This is a genomic window from Staphylococcus sp. TE8 (genome assembly GCF_000692055.1).
GTDB classification, from domain to species: domain Bacteria; phylum Bacillota; class Bacilli; order Staphylococcales; family Staphylococcaceae; genus Staphylococcus; species Staphylococcus capitis.
Window position 1 is genome coordinate 448,468 of the sequence record NZ_JMGB01000002.1, and the last position, 21,452, is coordinate 469,919.

At 33.3% G+C, this 21,452-nt stretch carries 18 protein-coding genes and 1 pseudogene; 1 reads left to right on the plus strand and 18 read right to left on the minus strand.

Features of this window, described 5'->3' with window-relative positions:
* Nucleotides 1-8: 8 nt before the first annotated feature.
* From CM54_RS08545 to CM54_RS12770, 18 genes and pseudogenes are all read right to left on the minus strand, one after another.
* Nucleotides 9-908, minus strand: coding sequence for a sulfite exporter TauE/SafE family protein (locus CM54_RS08545; RefSeq protein WP_037550633.1), 900 nt, complete (start codon nt 906-908; stop codon nt 9-11).
* Nucleotides 909-931: 23 nt separating this feature from the next.
* On the minus strand, nt 932-1,540 hold the full coding sequence (locus tag CM54_RS08550) for an NAD(P)-binding protein (protein ID WP_030059188.1): 609 nt from the start codon (nt 1,538-1,540) through the stop codon (nt 932-934).
* 83 nt (nt 1,541-1,623) lie between these two features.
* Entirely contained in the window at nt 1,624-2,403 is a 780-nt protein-coding gene (gene cobA, locus CM54_RS08555; protein ID WP_023351043.1) for a uroporphyrinogen-III C-methyltransferase, read from the minus strand.
* Nucleotides 2,404-2,424: 21 nt separating this feature from the next.
* Nucleotides 2,425-4,143: an assimilatory sulfite reductase (NADPH) hemoprotein subunit gene (gene cysI, locus CM54_RS08560; protein WP_037550634.1), complete on the minus strand. Its 1,719-nt coding sequence runs from the start codon at nt 4,141-4,143 to the stop codon at nt 2,425-2,427.
* Nucleotides 4,144-4,162: 19 nt separating this feature from the next.
* A complete protein-coding gene (locus CM54_RS08565) occupies nt 4,163-6,028 on the minus strand; it encodes an assimilatory sulfite reductase (NADPH) flavoprotein subunit (RefSeq protein WP_037550636.1) in 1,866 nt (621 codons plus the stop codon).
* Between the two features lie 271 nt (nt 6,029-6,299).
* A complete protein-coding gene (locus CM54_RS08570) occupies nt 6,300-7,031 on the minus strand; it encodes a phosphoadenylyl-sulfate reductase (protein WP_037550639.1) in 732 nt (243 codons plus the stop codon).
* Between the two features lie 208 nt (nt 7,032-7,239).
* On the minus strand, nt 7,240-7,725 hold the full coding sequence (locus CM54_RS08575; protein ID WP_037550641.1) for a glutathione peroxidase: 486 nt from the start codon (nt 7,723-7,725) through the stop codon (nt 7,240-7,242).
* A gap of 12 nt (nt 7,726-7,737) precedes the next feature.
* Nucleotides 7,738-8,002 (minus strand): annotated as a pseudogene (locus CM54_RS12930) (NAD(P)/FAD-dependent oxidoreductase); the annotation flags it as partial.
* 441 nt (nt 8,003-8,443) lie between these two features.
* Nucleotides 8,444-9,169, minus strand: a complete 726-nt coding sequence (locus CM54_RS08580; RefSeq protein WP_030059196.1) for a zinc ribbon domain-containing protein — start codon at nt 9,167-9,169, stop codon at nt 8,444-8,446.
* Between the two features lie 231 nt (nt 9,170-9,400).
* Nucleotides 9,401-10,525, minus strand: a complete 1,125-nt coding sequence (locus CM54_RS08585) for a hypothetical protein (RefSeq protein ID WP_037550643.1) — start codon at nt 10,523-10,525, stop codon at nt 9,401-9,403.
* Nucleotides 10,525-11,709 carry a hypothetical protein gene (locus CM54_RS08590; protein WP_030059198.1) on the minus strand — a complete coding sequence of 395 codons (1,185 nt, stop codon included), beginning with the start codon at nt 11,707-11,709 and terminating at the stop codon, nt 10,525-10,527. The genes CM54_RS08585 and CM54_RS08590 overlap by 1 nt, the downstream gene beginning before the upstream one ends.
* Before the next feature lie 135 nt (nt 11,710-11,844).
* On the minus strand, nt 11,845-13,437 hold the full coding sequence (locus CM54_RS08595) for a solute:sodium symporter family transporter (RefSeq protein ID WP_037550645.1): 1,593 nt from the start codon (nt 13,435-13,437) through the stop codon (nt 11,845-11,847).
* Between the two features lie 307 nt (nt 13,438-13,744).
* On the minus strand, nt 13,745-14,617 hold the full coding sequence (locus tag CM54_RS08600; protein ID WP_037550647.1) for a DUF4064 domain-containing protein: 873 nt from the start codon (nt 14,615-14,617) through the stop codon (nt 13,745-13,747).
* Nucleotides 14,618-14,842: 225 nt separating this feature from the next.
* A complete protein-coding gene (locus tag CM54_RS08605; RefSeq protein WP_037550649.1) occupies nt 14,843-16,858 on the minus strand; it encodes an FtsX-like permease family protein in 2,016 nt (671 codons plus the stop codon).
* A gap of 1 nt (nt 16,859) precedes the next feature.
* Nucleotides 16,860-17,609: an ABC transporter ATP-binding protein gene (locus tag CM54_RS08610; protein ID WP_030059205.1), complete on the minus strand. Its 750-nt coding sequence runs from the start codon at nt 17,607-17,609 to the stop codon at nt 16,860-16,862.
* 109 nt (nt 17,610-17,718) lie between these two features.
* Nucleotides 17,719-18,615 carry a sensor histidine kinase gene (locus tag CM54_RS08615; RefSeq protein WP_037550651.1) on the minus strand — a complete coding sequence of 299 codons (897 nt, stop codon included), beginning with the start codon at nt 18,613-18,615 and terminating at the stop codon, nt 17,719-17,721.
* Between the two features lie 5 nt (nt 18,616-18,620).
* Nucleotides 18,621-19,286, minus strand: a complete 666-nt coding sequence (locus tag CM54_RS08620; RefSeq protein ID WP_002436233.1) for a response regulator transcription factor — start codon at nt 19,284-19,286, stop codon at nt 18,621-18,623.
* A gap of 30 nt (nt 19,287-19,316) precedes the next feature.
* Nucleotides 19,317-19,469: a hypothetical protein gene (locus tag CM54_RS12770; RefSeq protein ID WP_002436229.1), complete on the minus strand. Its 153-nt coding sequence runs from the start codon at nt 19,467-19,469 to the stop codon at nt 19,317-19,319.
* Nucleotides 19,470-19,795: 326 nt separating this feature from the next.
* Between CM54_RS12770 and CM54_RS08625 the strand changes: the two genes are divergently transcribed.
* Nucleotides 19,796-21,280, plus strand: coding sequence for an alkaline phosphatase (locus CM54_RS08625; RefSeq protein ID WP_037550653.1), 1,485 nt, complete (start codon nt 19,796-19,798; stop codon nt 21,278-21,280).
* Nucleotides 21,281-21,452: the final 172 nt, after the last annotated feature.

A 21,452-nucleotide genomic window follows, 5' to 3' on the forward strand; every position in this document is an offset into this window, starting at 1 on the left:
TTATCCAATTAATTATATTTGTTTACTCGGCTTTTCTTGTAAGAAAAAGACAATTTCTTGTTTCGAATCACCTGAACGATGAGTAAAACAAAAATTGCTGCTAAAATAATACATCTAACTGTATTTGAGATTGTTGTATCTTTAATGAAATAACTTAATAATGCATTACTATTTGTGAAAATAATTAACCCACCCACACATATTGCTAAAATATTTATAGGTAAAATTTTAACTAAATATGCTGAAATTGGAGCAGCAAGCATGCCACCAACACTTAGTGCAATGACAGCAAACCAGTTAATCTGAGTTAATCCTAAAAATATAATAAAACTAATTGCTGCAGAAGATGTAACAAAGAATTCACTAGCTGAAACCGTACCAATCGCATAACGTGGTTGAATTTTCTTGCTTGAAAGTAAGAGCGGTGTATTCACTGGACCCCAGCCTCCACCACCGATAGCATCTAAGAAACCTGCAATCGCACCTTGTGGAATCACTTTGAAACTACTCAAATCACCAACATGCGTATGGTGTTCATGTGTTCTTTTAAATAAGAATTGATATAAAATATAGAATCCCATGCTTAATAAAAAGAGTGCAATGAATGGTTTAATGTAATTACCGTGAATAAACGTTAAAACGCCTGCACCTATGAAGGCTGAAATAGAACCAGGTATCGCAAGCTTTAACATCGTTGGCTTATGAACATTTTCAAATTTCCAATGAGATGTACCAGAAGCTGCAGTGGTAGCAATTTCTGAGAAATGAACTGTTGCAGAAACTACTGCTGGCGCAATACCATAAGTGAGTAAAATGGATGATGATGATGCACCAAATCCCATGCCGAGTGACCCATCTACAAGTTGTGCTAAAAATCCCGCTATTGCGAATATTAATACTTTGCGCATATATCAAATGCCCCCATTCTTCATTAAACCTGTGATTGAAGCCATCGGATGAATTCATGTTGCTTATTCTCATCTAAATATGTGTCTGATAAAATTTGTTCAAGTAACGCATGTTTATCAGATGGCTCTATGCTGAGTGCTTTAATGTATTGTCTACTTTCATATAGAAATTGAACATAAGTTACATACTCCTCATTATATGTATCCTCTAAATGATTAATAATACGTTGTCCTAACTTTGGACTCGCACCTTCAGTGGATACACTAATCGTTAAGCGATCCCTTCGAAAAACATTAGGAAACGTAACATTACCTAATTCAGCTTGTTCTGCATGATTAAATAACACATGTTCAGGTACTGATAACCTTACCTCTTCATTGACCTCTGAATGATTGGTAGCAGCAATTACCATATCTGCCTCTTCAATATCAGTAGGTTCGAAACGTTTTTCCAAATAAGTGATGCGCTGAGTTTCAACCCATTGTGCTATTTGATTAGTGATAACCGGGCTTACAACGTGAATATGTTCTGTGTAATTTAACAATGTTTTAATACGTCGTGTAGCAATTTTCCCACCACCGACAACAACAACTTTTTTGTTTGTTAAATCTAACATTAATGGCATATTCACGGTAAATCCCTCCTCGTATTTGTCATATTCATCTTACTATTTTTCTTCATTTTCAGAAAATAAATGATAAAACTAAAACAGTCCTATTTAGATGTCACTTTAGGAATTGACAATTTGTTTACATCAGCTTGCTCCACAAACCAATTGATCTTCTCTCGCATATGGACTACATCACCAATGATGATCATAGCTGGGTTCGTTATTTGATGTGCCTTATCTACAATATTACCAAGTGTACCAGTAATCGTTTTTTGTCGTATTGATGTACCCATGTGAACGAGTGCGACTGGCGTTTCTGATGAACGACCATGTTTCGTTAATAAATCACAAATTTCTGGAAGTCGTTTAACTCCCATATAAACGCATAACGTTTCTGGTCCATTCGCTAAATGTTCCCAATATTGTTCTTTATCCATACCTGGTTTATTGACTGCGGTTACGAATGCGACAGATGAACTAAAATCTCTGTGAGTGACAGGAATACCTGCGTATGCTGGTGCAGCAATACCCGATGTAATACCAGGTACAATTTCAAACGGAATATTGTGATTTGCTAGTACTTCCGCTTCTTCGCCACCTCTACCAAAGACGAAAGGATCGCCACCTTTTAATCGTGTAACAGTATGCCCTTTCTTAGCTAAAGTGACCATCATTTTATTCGTTTCTTCTTGTGGTAATGAATGCTTATTAGGATCTTTACCACAATAAAAGAATTTAGTGGAAGGAGAGGCGAATTCTAAAATTTCTTTATTAATCAAACGATCGTAAAGAATCACATCTGCTTTTTTAATTGCTTTTAAACCTTTAATTGTTAATAAATCAGGATCACCAGGACCTGCACCAACTAGAAATACCTTGCCCATATTAATCACTCCCCCTTTAGATTAGCTATGGAAGTCGCGACCATCATGGACTTTTGCTACCACACCTGAACGTATGACGAAATCACCAAAGTGCTCGCCTTCAAGTCGTTCTTTACCGTAACTCATCAACAATGGACGTAAACTTTCTAATATTTCATTTTCACCGATATTTTCTTTATACAATTTATTGAGACGCTCACCTTTGAAGCCACCACCTAAATACATGTTATATTTGCCAGGTGCTTTTCCGATAAATGCGACTTCAGCAAGTGCAGGTCTTGCACAACCATTTGGACATCCTGTCATACGAATTGTAATTTCTTCTTCCTGAACTCCAGCTTCATCTAATAAATCTTCAATTTTAGAGATTAAAGATGGTAAGTATCTTTCCGATTCTGCCATCGCTAATCCACAAGTTGGAAAGGCTACACATGCCATAGAGTTTCTACGTAATCCAGTATAGTTCTTACCATCTGTAAGACCATACTTATCAATGATAGCTTGGATTTCATCTTTTTTCTCAGGTGTAACGTTAGCGATTACTAAATTTTGATTCGGTGATAATCTGAAGTCACCTGTATGCATTTCAGCAATTTCTCTAAGTGCTGTTTTCAATTTATAATCTTCAGTATCTTTGACTCGTCCATTTTGAATAAACAACGTAAAATTCCAATTGCCATTACCCTCAATCCAACCTAAACGATCACCATTATGTTCAAATTCAAAGTCACGTGCATCTTCAATATCCCATCCTAATCGACGGTTCAATTCTTCTTTGACCCAAGCTTCACCAAGACGATCGACTGTATATTTAAAGCGTGCATTTTTACGATTTTCACGATTACCGTAATCTCTTTGAATTGTTAAAAGCTTTTCACAAACATCTACAGCTTTTTCTTTTGGTATGAATCCTATTAAACGCCCTAGTTGTGGATACGTTTGAGTATTACCGTGAGTCATACCCATACCTCCACCAATCGTGACATTAAATCCTAGTAATTCATCGTTATCTACAATAGCAATAAGTCCGATATCTTGTGAATAGACATCGATATCGTTAGAGGGTGGTACAGCAATACCGATTTTAAATTTACGTGGTAGATACGTATTACCGTATATCGGCTCCTTTTCCTCACTGGAATCTAATACTTTCTCGCCATCTAGCCAAATTTCATGATATGCGCCAGTTCTTGGAAGTAAATGATTACTAATGTCAGTAGCATATGTGTTCACTTCTTTGTGAACTTTTGATTGATAGGGATTTGGGTTACACATCGTATTACGATTTACATCGCCACAAGCAGCTATTGAATCTAAGACAGAGTCGTTGATCTCCTTCATAGACTGTTTTAAGTTACGCTTTAAAATTCCGTGAAATTGAAATGCCTGTCTTGTGGTCAATTTAATCGTTTGATTAGCATGATTATTAGAGATGTCATCCATAGCAACCCATTGATCTGGTGTCGCTTTCCCCCCTGGTACACGAACACGTATCATAAAACTATATGCTGGTTCTAATTTTTGTTTACGACGTTCATCTCTTAAATCTCTATCGTCTTGCATGTAACTTCCGTGGAACTTTAATAGCTTAGCGTCATCTTGTGAAATCGAGCCCGTAATTGGATCGGCAAGCCCTTGTTCGATTGTTCCACGTAGAAAGTCACTGTCGGCTTTTAAAAATTCCATTTCATCAAGATTCTTATCAAGTTCTTCTGAAATTTGTTTATTTGTTCTAGCCATGTATCCCCCATCCTTTCTATTAATACACGTCTCGTTGATATCTCTTATCTCGTTTCAATTGCTTCAAGTATTCTTCTGCATCTTCTTCAGAAAGATTTTGTTCTTTCACTAATACATTACGAATAGCTTGATGAACATCCTTAGCCATCTTACTCTCATCACCGCACACATAAATCGCTGCACCATTTTCAATCCATTGGTTAAATTGCTCACTATTTTCAGCAATTTTATGCTGTACATACACTTTTTGATCCGTATCTCTTGAAAAGGCCACGTCTAACTTAGAGAGGGTGCCATCATCGAGCCATTCTTGCCATTCAGTTTGGTATAAGAAATCAGTAGTGAAGTGTTGTTCACCAAAGAATAGCCATGTGTGACCTTCAAATCCTAGCTCTTCACGTTCTTGCATATACGATCTGAATGGCGCAACACCAGTTCCTGGACCTATCATAATCACTGGGGTCTCTTCGTTTTGAGGGAATTTAAAATTTGGATTACGTTTCAAGTAAATTGGAACCGTATCACCTTCTTGAATTCTCTCCGCAAACTGTACTGAGCATACACCTGTACGATCACGACCATGCGCGTTATATCTTACAGCGCCCACCGTAATATGCACCTCATCAGGCGTTGCTTTATAACTACTTGAAATTGAGTACTCTCTCGGTGGTAACTTTCTGAGTAATTGATACATATTTTCTGGCTGAAGTTCAGTTGTTGCAAAATCATTTAATAAATCAATGAGGTCGCGACCTTCAATATAATTTTGAATCCATTCCTTGTCTTGAACTTTCTCGCTAAGTTCATCATTGTTAAAGAACGTTGCCGCATTCTCAACTAAAGGTTTTGTTAACTTCGTTATTTCAAAATGAGAAGTTAATGCATCTTCAAGATTAAGTGTATCGCCATCTTCATTAATTAACACTTGCGTGTCCGGACTCCATCCTAATGTACTGACGAGCAAGTCGACGAGGGCTGGATCATTTTGAGGTAAGACAACAATACAATCGCCAGGTTCATATTCTTCACCGAAATTATCAAGTAATAATTCAATGTGTCTTGTTTCTTTATTTGAACCTCTACCATTTAAATTAATATTCGTTAAGACTTCGGCTTCATAAGGATTAGACTTTGAATATTTCTTCTCCTTTGCGGATTTAATAGACTCACTTACCACTTGTTCACTGTCAGTGCCTGCTGGTGTTGAATCTATCGCATTGATGACATTCGCCATCCACTTTTCAGCATCTTCATCATAATCAACATCGCAATCGACACGGTCATAAATTCTCTCAGCACCTAATTCTGCAAGGCGGTTATCAAAGTCTTTACCAGTTTGACAGAAGAATTCATAAGTTTGGTCTCCTAATGCTAAAACTGAGAATCTTACACCATCTAATTTAGGCGCTTTACGACCATGGATATATTCATGCAATTCTACAGCATTATCTGGAGGGTCACCTTCCCCATGCGTTGCAGTCACAATAAATAAATCTTCAACTTTCTTAAGATTTTTAGGCTTGAAGTCGTCCATAGATTTAAGTGTGACATCATTTCCAATGTTAGATAAACGTTCTTCAAAGATTTCTGCTAACCCTTGTGCATTACCTGTTTCAGAACCATAAAGAATAGTAATCGAGCGTTGTTCTGGCGTTACTTCAGGCTCTTTTCGATGTAACATGGCTTCAGTTTCTTGACTTACTGAAGACGTTGAAGATGATGCTATATTGTCAGAAGCTCCCTCACTCGTAGCATTCGATGATTGGTTTGCCATGAGGTAGCCACTTAACCAAGTTTGTTGTTCTGGTGTTAAAGTTTGGAGTAATTCATTAATCTGTGCTGCTTGCCCTTCAGTAAAGGGGCTATTAGTGACACTTAAGTTCAATCATATACACCTCTTATCTTAATTATCCCGATATTTGATTATATTTATTTCTGAAAATGTTTCCAATATCGTTTATTCTAGTATGTACTAAATATTCACGACAGTAAATGAAAGAGAGTGATGCACAATACATCTATCCCTATTCATTAACCGCCGAGAATCATTTTATGTTTCAACAATTTTTAAATGAGTTTTACTATAACAAAGTAAGTTTTTGGTTATATCTTATCGGAATACTATGTTTTAAAGTCAAAAAATTTTGATTACCTTATTATGGTTTGTCTGCAACATGTAAGCCACATTCAGTTTTTTCGAAATTAGACCATCTGCCAGCACGGGAATCATTTGAGTCAAATACTGGTGCAGTGCAAGGGATACAACCGATACTAGGATAATGTTGATCATGCAATTCATTGTAAGGTAAATCATTACTCTTGATATAGTCCCAAACCTCGTCTTCAGTCCAATAAATAAGCGGACATACTTTAACTGATTTAAATCGTTCATCTTTATTAATAAAGTCCGTGTTTGCACGTGTTGGTGATTGGGCACGTCTTAATCCTGAAACCCATGCTACCGCGCCAGATAAAACTTCCTCAAGTGGTTTAATCTTGCGAATATAACAACATTGATTAGGATTATTCTTCCATAGAGCGGGATTATATTTATCAGCCTGTTCTTCTAATGTAAGTTCTGGTTTTTTCATTTTAATTCGAAGTCGTGGATATTTCTCTTTCACTCTATCAATTAAATCGTAAGTTTCTTGGAAATGTAAGTCTGTATCTAAAAAGACGATCTGTGCATCTGGTTTAATTTGATAAATTAAATTGATAAGCACCATGCTTTCAGTCCCAAAACTACATGAATAGACGATATCGTCACCATAGATTTGGTAAGCCCATTCTAATATTTGGTAGGCACCTTTGGTTTGGTCGTCAGCATCGATAGTGTCGATAAAAGGATCACCCGTAAAACTATCATACGTAATCTTATCTACTGACATCAATTTATGATCCCCCCTCATTTCATAAATTCATTCAAACACTTAAATTCCTATCTGAATTGTCAGAATAATTATGTTTACTACTTTAACTACTTTTAATTTGAAAGTCAAGATACCAGTGTAAATATTCATCATTAATTTTAAAATTAAATACTAAAAACTCTCTTAAAAGTCACTTCGACTTAAAAGAGAGCTAACACATCATCATTTATTCATTTAATAATTCTTTAATGAATTCCTCCATCTCTTCTGGAGAGTCATAAGGAAGATACTTGCCTACTACTTTACCCTCTCTATCAATAACAAACTTTGTAAAGTTCCACTTAATTTGCGAACCAAATAATCCAGGTTTCTCGCGTTTTAAAAGCGTATATAAAGGATGTTCATTGTCACCATTTACAATTGTTTTCGAGTGGATAGGAAATGTAATACCAAACCGTCGACGGTAAGTATTGTAGATTTCATCCATCGACCCAGGTTCTTGATTGTCAAAGTTATTACAAGGAAAACTTAAAACAACTAATCCATCATTTTTATATTTTTGATATAACGTTTCCAATCCTTCAAATTGATCGTTTAATGCGCAATTAGTTGCTGTATTTACGATAATAAGAACCTTTCCTTTATATTCTTCTAAAAAGTAAGTAGAACCGCCACACCTTTCTACTTTTATATCATAAACACGCTTACTCATTGAGATACACCTCTACATCATTGCGAATTTTAATAAATCAATAACGCCACTAGATGCTCCAGGGAAAGCAAAAATATTTTGAATTAATTTTTGAGCTGTCATTTTGTTATTAATAATAAATTTACTAAACCACTTGCATTATTACTGTGAATTTCTACAATCATTGCTTGTGATTATCTAAGATAATAGATATTTCCGCTTCAGTTTTATTATTATACTCAGAAATCATTTGTTTACCGCGTGATACGGCAAATGATATCGACTTCGACTCCTTTTTAAACATGACAGATACGAATTCTATACATATGATACCCGCTACAATAAAAGTTATACTTTTATGACTTCGTTACCTCGTCTTAGCGAACAGTATTTCGGACTGTTTAACATTTAATTCTTAGTTTCTTTTCATTAAATAGGTCTAATTATTTATTCATGCCATTGTGAGTTTAAGTGTCCTTAACTCATAAAACAAGTCACACGAAATATTACGAATTGGTTAAACCAAACCATTTAAATTCTCTCTTTCATAATTGCGTCAATCATCGACTCACATGATAAGTTTAAAATATAACTAGTTTTCTAGTAACATGTGTTACTTATTCACACATTCACCTCTTTTCAATCGAGTACGATTGGTTGAATTCTATTACATTGTATTTCACAATTCAAAATATTTGCATAATTTTATATAAACAAATAGAGTTGCTTTCGCAACTCTCTATAATTGATCAACATTTTCGATAACAGATATTTTCCCATTTTTAACATTAACTAATACAGAGAAATCATTATCTTTATTGCTATCATAGATTAATTGATTTGGCTTTCTGTCATCAGGTTCGTTATATTTTTGGATAAATTGATCTTCTGAAATATCATTAGGGGCCACCCCTACATGAACAACTTCATCATTCTCATACGCAACTGCTAAGTTCCCATACTTTTCGTAAGTATAATTTGAACTATCAACATTTCCATCGGATTTACCAAATTTTTCTTCAACTTCTTTACGTGTCATACCTGTATATATACCTTGATAACCACTCGTTGACGCAGATTTCATATACCCTTTATCAAATGCTGTACTAAAGACATCAATATGCGGACCTTTAGAAGTTGAATCTTTCTCACTTTTTGAATCATTTGTATTAGATGGACTTGATTGAACAGATTCTGATGTCTTATCATCATCTTTGACATAATGTTCATAAGCATAATATGCTCCGTAAAGCATAGCAGCAATGAATCCTATAAAGATGAGTGATAATAAAATAATTAAACCTGTTGGCTTCTTACTACGAGATGCACGTTGTAAGTTGTAGTTAGAATGGTTTTGGTTATAATGAGGTGGGTGATTTTGATATGATTGCCTAATATGTGCTCCACATTGATTACAAAATGATTGGCCCTCTTTTAATTGATGTCCACAATTTGAACAGTACATAACTAACCCTACTTTCAATTTTTACTCAAATTAAGTTGTTAAACAATATTTTAAAATATTTTTTATAGAAAATCTATGCTCTTAATAGTTGAAAATACTGTTATTCATCTTGCTTCTAATTTTTAATATAAATTATGAAAAGAGTTAGTTATAAACAAAGCCACTCCCAAAATTATGGAGTGGCTTTATATACAATCATTCATATTATACATATAAATTTATGTCATATTCTTATTGAGTTTTATCATGGGTATCTTCGTAACGAATACGTTGTCGATAGCCATACGTACTTTCTTTAATTAACTGATCATTTAATAAACCTGCACCTATAGCACCTGCAACTGTAGAAACAGATGCTGCAAACCAAGGAATACTTAAATAAAGATCTGGACCTGCTGGACCTTTAAGACTTACTTGTTGTCCTAAAAAGTCTGCTGGTAGCAACACTAACTCTGCAATCAAGAACAGAGTATATAAAATAATATAGTAAATGATAATGGCAATAATTAACGTCATAATTGTCGTAGCATTATATAACCAAGTTATCCTTTTATTTTTACTTGATTTAACAGATTCCCAAAGATCGTGAGACATCATAATCCATATTAACATGCCAATAATCGCGATAATGGATATACCAAATAGACGCCACATTGAAAAGTTATTGGCCATTTTCCACATCGTTGTAAAGACAAGCCCGAAAGCGCCTGTCGTAAAGGCAATGGCAACTATATTACTTAAACTTGCCATCATATTTAATGGGTTATTAGCAAATGTCATACCACTGACAAGTCTAAACATACCTCTAGAACGAGAACTTGATAAATATCTTAAATGATATGACTCAGTTTCTTCTAAATACACTTGAGTTTTATCTATTTTAGAGAGAGGAAATTGTTTTTTAACGGATGTCTCTATATTGTTATTATCATCGTAATTACGACTTTCGTGTTCTGCTTCATGGAGTTCTTGAATGATACTAAGAATTGCTTGTTTAAATCTATTTTTTACTGGGCGCCAGCCAAATGCTGGATATGAGAAGATTGCTGCGCCGTTATACATGTTGATATCTAATGCCATCACTTGATGATCAGCAAACATCGGCAAGTCAGTAATTGAAATGACGTAATCCCATTGACGCTTATCATGATAATCTGCAACTTTCTTAAATATTTCATCTACAGATTCTGCGAAGCCAGTTAATGGATCTGTAACCAAATCAAATGTCCATTCTTTTTCGTTGTTGTATTGTTCAGACAACATATCTGGCAACTCTTCCATCAAACTTTCTGCTAGACGTTCTGTAACCCCTGGCGCTACAACTAGTCCAACCGTTCTTTTCTCCAAATCTGCCATTACTCATCCTCCTCTCTGTGACCTTGTTTTTTACCTTCATATTGTTCATCTTGCTGATCATTACTTGAAGCTTGTTGTTCAACTTTCTGATGTGATACGTCTTGAGATTGTTGTTGTTCTTTTTGTTCTTCTTCTGCCTCTTTATAGCGATGATATTGTCTATATGAATACGTAATGCGTCGTATTTTTTCTTCATCTTCAACTGTAGAACCCATAGCGCCTGCTAATAGACCTAATGACGCGACAAACCAAATCAATCTTAAATAATTAGTAAAGGTAAATTGAGCCTTTGCACTTGTCCAACTATTAAATAAATCAACTGGTACAAATAGCGTAATACTGATAATGAGTAAAATGTATAGAATAAAATAATTCATTAAAGTAATCACACTCAATGTAACTAGTGTCGTTGAGTTATAGATATAACGATAAACGCGTTGGGATTTCGCAGTCTTTCTTTCTAATAATTGATGTGCGTATAGTAACCAACCTGCCATACCTAATATCGCAATAATCATAAGCAGTATAAGTCTGAAAGGTGAATAAATGACACTGAGTTCCCAAGGCATAGAGAAAATTGAAATATACGTACCTGTAGCAAATGCAACGGAGATAATCTTTTTAAAATTAAAGATATTCTTCCATGGCTGATTGGCTCGTGTTAAACCACCAATAAGTTGAATCCAACTAATGATAAATAATGTATTAATGTAACGTCTTTTTTCAGATTCATCTTCATTAGGTTCAACTGATTTCATGCGTACAAATGGATGTGGCGCATTTTTACTTTTCGGATCTTCATAGTATAACTGTTCAATCAAAGATGTCACAGTCTTAACTAATTTACTGTTCAAACCCATAAAGCCAAGTGAAGGTAGAGATAACATAGCTACTTGCTTATCATTATTATAGTCACTAATCACGACTTTATTATCAGAAATACTCGGTAAATCAGTTAAACAGATGACATAATCCCAGTGATGGTCGTCCTTTAATTGAGCGGCCTTGTCCACACTTTCATGTACATCTTCAGCTGAACCTATCATTAAATCTACTTTAATATCGAAGTTCCAATGGCTATCACCTTCGATACGTTCAGTAAGCAATTTTTTTACTTTTGGTATGATTCTCTTCGCATGATGATGTGCAACACCTGGTGAAGGTATGATGCCGACTGTATGCATATGCGTTAGAACCTCCTTTCGTTTTTCATTTTCAGGAAAATTAAATTTAATATAGATAAAGTGTACGTTAACACTACCTCTAGCGTGCCAACGTACACTTCTATTCATTCATTTATCAAGTTCCAATTGTAACATTTATTTCGCAAGTACGAGTGGTGAAAAGATGATATAACTTATTACCACTAATGCCAAGATAATTATTCCAGCAACATAGCGATATTTCCATGGTGTCATATCGACCTGTGCTTGACGTGATTTTAAGTCATATTCACTATAAGGTTTAATCTTATTGAAAATTAATACAATAATTAAATCTACAAAGAATAATACGCTGAATGTATATAGATAGTTAATTTCTGTAAATACGAGACTCACAATCGCATATATTATAATGTGTGTAGCAAGTGCAACTTTAGCACCTAACTTAGATGTCTTCTTAGAATAGAATGCGACAAACACAAGTACGAGTACTGGCATACTATAAACACCATTGAATTGTTGTACAACAGCGTATAAACCACTTGGGAATAATGAAATGACTGGCGCAAGCCCTACTACAATTGCGCCAATAACGATTGTCGCAATGTGACCTACACGTGCAATATGTTTATCAGATTTATTCTTTCCAAAGATGGGTTTATAAAAATCAAGCGTAAGTAATGTCGTTGTACTGTTTAATGAACCTACAAATGAGCTTAAGATTGCTCCGAAAATCACGGCACCAAATAAACCGAAAGCCCAATCAGGTAGTACTGAACTTACAAGCGCTGGATACGCATTGTCTGGAGTTTTAATACTGCCATTAAAGTAGTTGTATGCAACTACTCCTGGAAGCACTGTAAATAAAGGCCCGAACACCTTGAATAAACTTAAGTATATAGCACCTTTTTGTGATTCCTTTAAGTTCTTAGCAGCAAGCGCTTTTTGAACAATCATTTGGTTTGCGCACCAGAAGAATAAATTGTTGAAGAACATACCGAAGAATAACGTAGGCCATGGCACAATATCAGAATCGATTTTACCGAAGCCATTCAATTTCTCTGGCGTTTTTTGAACCATTTTATCGAAACCATGGATAAAATTACCGTCACCTAGATGTCCGAGACCTAGAATTGTAATCGCAAGTCCACCGATAATAAGCGCCATACCATAAATAGAGTCACTGAATGCGCTAAGAGATAAACCACCGACAAATAAATAGATGATTCCTACAACGCCTATGACCAAGGAAATAATGATAACGGCAGTTGTACTGCTTACTCCTAAATATTTATCAATGTTAAACATTTTGTTGAACACGAGTGAACCAGAGTAAAGTACAACGGGTAAGAATGAAACGACGTATGTGAAAATAAATAAGATAGATACAAATCGCTTAGTAAAAGTATCATATCTTAATTCTAAGAATTCAGATATAGTCGTAACACCATATTGTAAATATTTAGGTAAGAAGACCCAAGCTAATAGTACAACCGCTACAGCTGCAGTAACCTCCCATGCCATAACTTCCATACCTTGTGAATAACTTTGTCCATTCTGTCCCACGATTTGCTCCGTAGATAAATTAGTCATAATAATCGTCGAAGCAACTGTGAATCCTGTCAGACTGTTACCTCCCATAAAGTAACCATCTGAACTATCTGTTTTAACTTTTTTCGATTGTAGATAAGCGTATAATGAAATACCACCTACTACCAGAATGAATAAGAGTATCGATATCCAATTCATCCTCAATAATTCCTCCCTCAATCATTTTGAACATTAGCATGCAAAAATATATAGACTTAAATATAATCATTTAAACTTCGTTTTTAAATGTACATTGAATTGTGTGCATCGAAAAATTCTAGACTAATTCATTAACATTTTCAATAGTTGTATGTAAATTTCATTTTCGATAATAAATCTGTTCAAAGTTTTATATTATATAATAGGAAGAAACTCGTTCATCATATATTTATAGATATTGAAAAAACCGACCCACTCATTTTGGTGGATCGGTCTTTGTACTTAATAAACTTATACAGTTATTAATTTAATATTTAAATGGATTGTCTTCTTTTTCGTTTTTACGATGACGCTCTTCTTCTTTAATAAAATCATCACGTTTAGTGTCATTAGAATTAAAATCATGATGATTATCTTTTGAATGATTGTTTAAATCACGAGACTCTCTGTCACTATTGTGTGAATATTGATCTTTAATTTCTTGTTGTTCTTGCTTTTTGTCATCACCAGATAAAATAAATGAGTTATTCTTCTCATTAACTTGTCTGTTACCATTTTCATAGTGCTCATTATTTTGATAATTGTCATGAGAATGTGTATTATCATGAGCATTATGGTGATCATGATTATGATGATTGTCGTCGTGACTATGATTTCTATCATATTCATTATGATTGTTATTGTAATTATTGTTTCTGTCATATTCATTGTGGTTGTTATTTCTATGGTGCTCATTATTTGCATAGGCATTGTGATTATCATTGTATTGATGATTTGGATCATTTTTAGGTTTACGTGCTAATAGCATGATACCTGCAATTATCCATAAAATACCTGCTAAGAAACTTGAAGTAAGTAACGCAATAACACCTACGATTAATAAGATGATACCTGCAATTTTAGATTTTTTACTGATTAATAATGTAGCAATAATTGCAAGAATTAATAATACTATAAAACCAATGATGTACCATGTACCCATACTTGATAACATTCCATATGACTGATTAAGTTGGTCAGATGATACACCTTGATTTGAATCTTGAGTATTATGAATCATTTCATGTTTAAAATCTTTATTACCCATCATTGAAACCATTAAAGCAATAAAACCTAAGTATAAAAGATGGAGTATATTTCCTATCCAAGATAGAACTTTTTCAACAGTACGTTTTATCATGTTTATAATTCCTCCTTTGCAAGATATTTGTTTAATACCCTAAAAATTTAGATTTATTCTTAAAAATTAAAAAAAGAATTTAACATTTTATTTGAAGTTATTAATTTCATGAAAATATAAAGGTCATTTCAATTAAATTTAAAACAATATTAGCACTAGAAATACAAGTTTTATAGTGTATAAAAAAGACTAAGACACGATAAGCATGTCTTAGCCTTTGAAATATTAATGTTTATTATTAATGATCATATAGTAAATACGTGAAGTTACCCAGTACATAAGAGAATATATAGCGATAAATGCTAAAGTAACTCCTATAAAGCTTGTAGCAAATACTCCACTATTTTTAGGTGTTATAAATCCAAGAAGATTAAAAATAATTTTGGAAGCAACTAAGGTATGGATAATTGCTACAATAACAGGTATTGAAAATATCCATATAATTTGTTTATTGATAATTTTCTTAATTAAGTCTTGTTCAAGTCCAATTTTTCTCATTACTTCATATTCACGTCTATCATCATAACCTTCAGAAATTTGTTTGTAATACATCATTAGGAAGATAGCGATGAATAATACGAAGGATACCACAGTCCCGACAAATATCAATCCGCCATTAACGCCAGTCCACTCCTTTTCAAATCTGGGTCTATCCTCTACAAACGCTCCATTATTGCTATTTTTATTTATTTTATTTATTTGAGAAGCACTGAGTTTTTTATCCCCCATAACATTGAATTCTAAAAAAGATCGTGGATAGTAGTCATCATCTTTAGAAAAATTATTTAGGTAATTATATAACTTTTCTTTAATTTTATTATTTTTCGTTACTAAATAAGCACCGTCCATAAAATTTGATAGCGTATTTATATTCATTTTCTTAATATGCTTCAACCTATATTCAGTTCCATTGATTTTTATTTTATCTGTCTTATTTAAAACGGAATTATCTGTATTAATTGCTATCTCATTACTTTTAAGACTTAAGTTAGGGTGATATTTATTATAATCATTAAGTGTCATAAAATATGTCGTAATATAGTGAGGTACTTCTTTAGATAAATAGAATAATCGACCATCAAACTTTTTTGAGTTCGGCCTTAATATAGTGTTATTTTTATTATTTACAAATTCAGCCTTATTGCTTTTTAGACTATACATTTTAAAGGTATCGGTTTTAACGTGCCTTTGAATATCATTTTCTAATGAATCCATTATTTTTTTTACTTTTTTATCTTTATGAACGTCTCCACTCACGCTGATAAAATATTCATTTGGCCATATTTGATCTATTCGTTCATTGAAACCTCTATAAGTGTGAATTGTCATACCTAAAGTAACTATGAGGAATGTAGCTAATAATGATATAGTAGCTAAGCTTACTGCGTTAGATTTTAATCTACTTCTCAAATTAGATACAGTGAAAAAATTATTAGTCTTGTAATAAAAGTTAGGTATTCTTTTTAACCAATCTAATATTAATACGCTTAAAGATATAAAGAGGAAGTATGTTCCTATAAAAACACTAAGCATAGCTACAAATATACTTGCTAATGAACCAATCATAGTATTGTTCTGTAAGGCAATACTATACCCAAACCCAGTTAGAAGAATTCCTAATAACAATGAAATGTAAGTAAAAATTTTAGACGTTTTTCCAGTTTTTTTACTATTTTGGTTAACTAATTTAAGTGGACTTTGAAAGGTTACCTTTATAATATTTATAATATTAAGCACGATTAAAACTACCACTAGCATGATTAAAGTTATCCACATTGCTCTAATATCAAACGGGTAATCAACTAAACTTGCACTCTTCCCTATCCATATTTTACTTATAAGCATAAAAAATAAAGAACCGAACAAGTATCCCCCAATTAAACTTATACAACTAATAATTACGAAATTGATCAAAGATTCAATAACCAAAGAAACTTTTATATGTTTTTTCTCCATCCCTAAAATCATGTATACAGCAAACTCTCGTTGCCTTCTTTTAATTACAAAGTTATTAGCATATACAACAAATATTAACGTCAACATAGACATGAGTACATTACCTAAAACAGCAAATAGCGGAAGCGTGACGCTGTGTCGCTGAGTATACGTATTTTGAGTTATCGATATTAATATATACTCAATACCAAACATGATACTCACAGCAATAATAAACGGAATAATAATATGACGTTGTGTGACATACCCACGTTTTATCATTTTCCATATCATCTTGAATGTCACACTAATCACCTCTTCCATTTAGGATAGCTAAGCTATCTGCAATCCGTTTCTGATATTCATCTCGAGATTCTTCACCACGATAGATTTCATGATAAAGTTTCCCATCTTTAATAAAAATAACTCTTTCGGCATATGACGCATCGATATTAGAATGTGTCACCATTAAGATAGTTTGATTATTTTGGTTAATTTCTCGAAATAATTTCATAAGGTTTTTAGAAGTTTTGGAGTCTAGTGCTCCAGTAGGTTCATCGGCTAGTAATAATTTAGGCTGAGCGATGAGTGCGCGTGCTATAGCAATTCGCTGTTTTTGCCCGCCTGAGATTTCGTATGGATATTTGTCCAACAAATCATTAATACCTAATTGAGTGCTTATTGTTTCAAGTCGTTCATTCATTGTTTTAGGACGTTCATTAGAAAGGACAAGTGGCATTAGAATGTTGTCTTTATTGGTCATAGTGTTTAAGACATTAAAATCTTGAAAGACAAATCCTAAAGTTTCTCTATGAAAACGGGCAACTTCTTTATTTCGCAGTTTGTTGATTGCGGTTCCATTAAGCGAAATAAAACCTTCTGTTACCTTATCGAATGTCGCAATGAGATTGAGTAGCGTAGATTTTCCCGAGCCAGATTCACCCATGATAGCTACAAACTCGCCGTCATCAATTTCTAAATTCATATTATTTAATGCGGTAGTTGAGTTAAGTCCTCTTCCATATACTTTTTTTACATTTTTCACTTCTAATAACATCACGAATGCCCCTTTCTCATTTCACTTAATATCATAAAATAAAAAAGTGCCAACAACATTCATAATTTCTTACAAATATTGTTGGCAAACTTACAATTTTGAAAGTTAGCTAATCTTCGTTGGGAAAATGTATTTTAAATGTCGTACCTTCACCAAGTCCTGAATCTACATCGACCTCATGATTCAAATGATTAGAAATATGCTTAACAATGAACAATCCTATGCCGCTTGATTCTTCATTAAGTCTGCCGTTGTAACCAGAATAGCCTTTATCAAATATTTTAGGAATATCTGCTTTACTAATACCTACACCATTGTCTTTAATGATTAATGTTTGTTTAGCAGAATCAAATTCAATCCAAATGTCTTTTCCACGCGCGTACTTCAAAGCATTATTTAAAATTTGTTCTATCATAATAGACGCCCATTGTGCATCCGTTAAAACAGTTGCTTCACACTTTTCATAGTGTATTTTAGTATGTTGTTCGATAAATTGAATTCGATATTTCATGATTAACGGACGTATTAGTTCATTCACTGTCACTGATGAAATTGTCATATCAGATTCTTCGTTGAGTAATTTTAAATAACTCAATGCTAAGCTTGTATAGTTATCAATTTGAACAATTTCTTGTCTTACGCGATTGACAACATTTTCTTCATTACGTTCGAGTAATAGTTGTGACGCTGTGATAGGTGTCTTAATTTGGTGTACCCATGTTAAAAAGTAACTTTCCACATCATTACGATATTCTACTTGGCGATTTTTTACTTCAGTTAATTCATTTTCCAAATTATCTACCTTCTCTTTAAGATCCTCATTTCTCTTAAATCCAAGGTACTTTACCCACCAATGAATAACAATGATGAGTAATACGATTCCTAACGCAAGACCGAAGGCACTAAATGGTAATGAAAATAAGTAAAATATTAATGCAAATAATAAAAATATACAAAATATAATTGTAATCTCATTTCGAATCGATTTTATAAAAGATAGTAACATAATCATTAAACCCTATATCCGACATTTTTCTTAGTTTCAATAAAATCATCAACGCCTATAGATAATAACTTCTTGCGTAATCTAGTCATATTAACTGCTAAGGTATTGTCATCAATAAAGTTTTCAGATTCCCAACACTTTTCAATTAATGCTGTACGACTCACGTATTTTCCTTCATTTTGGAATAACATTTTCAAAATTTGAAGTTCTGTTAATGACAATTGAACAGCGTCATCATCCTTTACGAGTTTCGCCTCATCAAGAATCAACTTGCAACCTTTCACATCTAATTCATCATTTGATACGGATAAATCGTATGTACGGCGAAGTAACGCTTGTATCTTCGCTACTGTTAGCGATAAATTGAACGGTTTCTCAATAAAGTCATCGCCACCCATTTGAATAGCCATAATTTGATCCATATTATCGGTTCTTGAACTAATAAACATGATAGGAACATTAGATTCTTTGCGCATTTCTTGGCACCAATGAAATCCATTGAGTGTAGGTAAATTGATATCTAACAATACTAGTTGTGGTTCTGTTTCACGAAAATCTTCCATAATTTGATCAAAGTTTTCAACAACATTCACTTCATAATTCCATTTTGAAAGTTCATTAGCCAAGCTCTCAGCAATAACTAAATCATCTTCGACTATGAGAATCTTCATAACTGTTCACCTTTCAACGACATACTTTAACTATTTGTTCTCTTCTGAATCATAAACTTTATTTTTATCTTTTTCAATTTGGTCTTTTTGATCTTGAGCTTTTTTACTTCTTCTTCTTTCTTCAAAAATACCTAAAGCTATAAATCCAATAATCAATATTGGAGATAACATAACAAGTATCATTATTTCACCTTCTTTGAGGTTGTTTCGTCCTCATCGTTTTATAATAAAATTTCTATTTATCACTATTTTACATGTTTGTATCTAAAAAATACATTTTTAAATAAACACGATTCATACAATTTTTTGTCCTAAAATATTGAATGAAAAAAGGTAATCTCTGTATCTTTTAGTATAATAACTCAATTTAATTTTAAGCAATTAGAATTTAAATTCTTTTCAAATTTATATACATTTACAATTCATTTACTTAAAAATTACTTTTAATCAAAGTTCATACCCTATACTTAAAAATGCAATACATAACTTATTTAGGGGGCACATTAATTATGAGTTTCATTAATAAATTTGGTAAAACAACGATAGCAAGTTCTATTGTAGCTGCATCTGTAATAGGTGCTTCAAATGTATCACATGCTTCAGGAAGTGGTGCGGGTCCAGGTGAAAATGCTCAAGGACAGCAAGGACAAGATGATGCAGTAGCATTTGGTAATACTAAGAATCCTAAAAATGTTATTTTCATGGTTGGCGATGGCATGGGCCCATCTTTCAATACAGCATATCGTTATTATAAAAATCAACCTGGCGCTAAAAAAATGAATGCAACTGCATTTGATAAATACCTTAAAGGTACAAATCGTACATATCCTAATGATCCAAAAGAAAACGTAACAGATTCAGCTGCGGGCGGAACTGCTTTCGCGACTGGTCATAAAACATACAATGGCGCAATCAGCGTTGATAATAATAAAAAGGCATTAAAATCTGTTTTAGAACAAGCTAAAGAGCAAGGTAAATCAACTGGTTTAGTTACAACGGCTGAACTTACTGATGCAACTCCTGCTGTTTACGCATCACATGTTGACTCTCGTGATAAAAAAGATGAAATTGCTCAACAATTTTATAATGATAAAATTAACGGTCAACATAAAGTAGACGTTCTCCTAGGTGGCGGTTCTAAATACTTCGGTAAAGAAAATGGCAACCTTGATAAAAAATTCAAAAAAGAGGGTTATGATTTAGTAAGTAATAAAACACAACTTCTTAATTCTCAAAGTGACAAAGTATTAGGAACTTTCTCTGAGAAAGATATGCCTCTTCAAATTGATGCACCATCTAAAAATCCTTTACTCGTAGATATGGAACAAAGTGCATTAAGTAAATTAGATAAGAACAATAAAGGCTTCTTCTTAATGGTTGAAGGTGCTTCTATAGATAAAGCTGCACATCCAAATGATGTTACTGGTGTAATGTCAGAAATGGGAGGCTTTGAAAAAGCATTCCAAAACTCTATCGACTATGCGAAAACACATAAAGATACTTTAGTTGTGGCAACAGCTGACCATTCAACTGGTGGTATGACGATTGCTAAAGGTAAAGATTACAAATGGAATCCAGAAGCTATTCATAAAATGAAACATTCTGGTATGTATATGACTAAAGAAATTGCTGCAGGAAAAGACCCTGAAAAAGTCATCAACGAAGGTTACGGCATTGACTTCCCTAGCAAACAAATGGATAAAGTGAAACAAGCTGCCAAAGATTTACGCAAACTTCAAAAAGAAGGTAAAGATGATAAAGATCCTAAAGTAGCAGAAGCTACTACAAAATTACAAAATGCCATCCAAGAACCAATTAATGATGCGTCCCACACTGGATGGACTACAAACGGTCATACTGGTGAAGATGTGAATACTTACGCTTACGGTCCAGGATCTAGCAAGTTTAAAGGCAACATGGAAAACACTAAGAGTGCTCAAAACATCTTCGACTTTTTCAAAAATGATGTAACATCTAATCAAAATCAACAATAATTCAGATATTTAATGATAAAGACGACTTGGTATATGCCAGGTCGTCTTTTTTAATGAAAAACCAGTTAGAACATCTTAGTGTCCTAACTGGTTGATATGCTTATTAATCTAAGTTTGCTTTATATTTTTTCATTACGCTATTTAGATCATTTTCATCTGGATAGAAGTACAA

Excerpts from the sequence above, each read along its gene's own strand:
- CM54_RS08600 (WP_037550647.1), bottom strand. The coding sequence starts at position 14,617 with ATGATAAAACGTACTGTTGAAAAAGTTCTATCTTGGATAGGAAATATA.
- CM54_RS08625 (WP_037550653.1), top strand. The coding sequence starts at position 19,796 with ATGAGTTTCATTAATAAATTTGGTAAAACAACGATAGCAAGTTCTATT.
- CM54_RS08545 (WP_037550633.1), bottom strand. The coding sequence starts at position 908 with ATGCGCAAAGTATTAATATTCGCAATAGCGGGATTTTTAGCACAACTT.
- cobA (WP_023351043.1), bottom strand. The coding sequence starts at position 2,403 with ATGGGCAAGGTATTTCTAGTTGGTGCAGGTCCTGGTGATCCTGATTTA.
- CM54_RS08585 (WP_037550643.1), bottom strand. The coding sequence starts at position 10,525 with ATGGCAGATTTGGAGAAAAGAACGGTTGGACTAGTTGTAGCGCCAGGG.
- CM54_RS08580 (WP_030059196.1), bottom strand. The coding sequence starts at position 9,169 with ATGTACTGTTCAAATTGTGGACATCAATTAAAAGAGGGCCAATCATTT.
- CM54_RS08620 (WP_002436233.1), bottom strand. The coding sequence starts at position 19,286 with ATGAAGATTCTCATAGTCGAAGATGATTTAGTTATTGCTGAGAGCTTG.
- cysI (WP_037550634.1), bottom strand. The coding sequence starts at position 4,143 with ATGGCTAGAACAAATAAACAAATTTCAGAAGAACTTGATAAGAATCTT.
- CM54_RS08615 (WP_037550651.1), bottom strand. The coding sequence starts at position 18,615 with ATGTTACTATCTTTTATAAAATCGATTCGAAATGAGATTACAATTATA.
- CM54_RS08575 (WP_037550641.1), bottom strand. The coding sequence starts at position 7,725 with ATGAGTAAGCGTGTTTATGATATAAAAGTAGAAAGGTGTGGCGGTTCT.
- CM54_RS08570 (WP_037550639.1), bottom strand. The coding sequence starts at position 7,031 with ATGTCAGTAGATAAGATTACGTATGATAGTTTTACGGGTGATCCTTTT.
- CM54_RS08610 (WP_030059205.1), bottom strand. The coding sequence starts at position 17,609 with ATGTTATTAGAAGTGAAAAATGTAAAAAAAGTATATGGAAGAGGACTT.
- CM54_RS08590 (WP_030059198.1), bottom strand. The coding sequence starts at position 11,709 with ATGCATACAGTCGGCATCATACCTTCACCAGGTGTTGCACATCATCAT.
- CM54_RS08595 (WP_037550645.1), bottom strand. The coding sequence starts at position 13,437 with ATGAATTGGATATCGATACTCTTATTCATTCTGGTAGTAGGTGGTATT.
- CM54_RS12770 (WP_002436229.1), bottom strand. The coding sequence starts at position 19,469 with ATGATACTTGTTATGTTATCTCCAATATTGATTATTGGATTTATAGCT.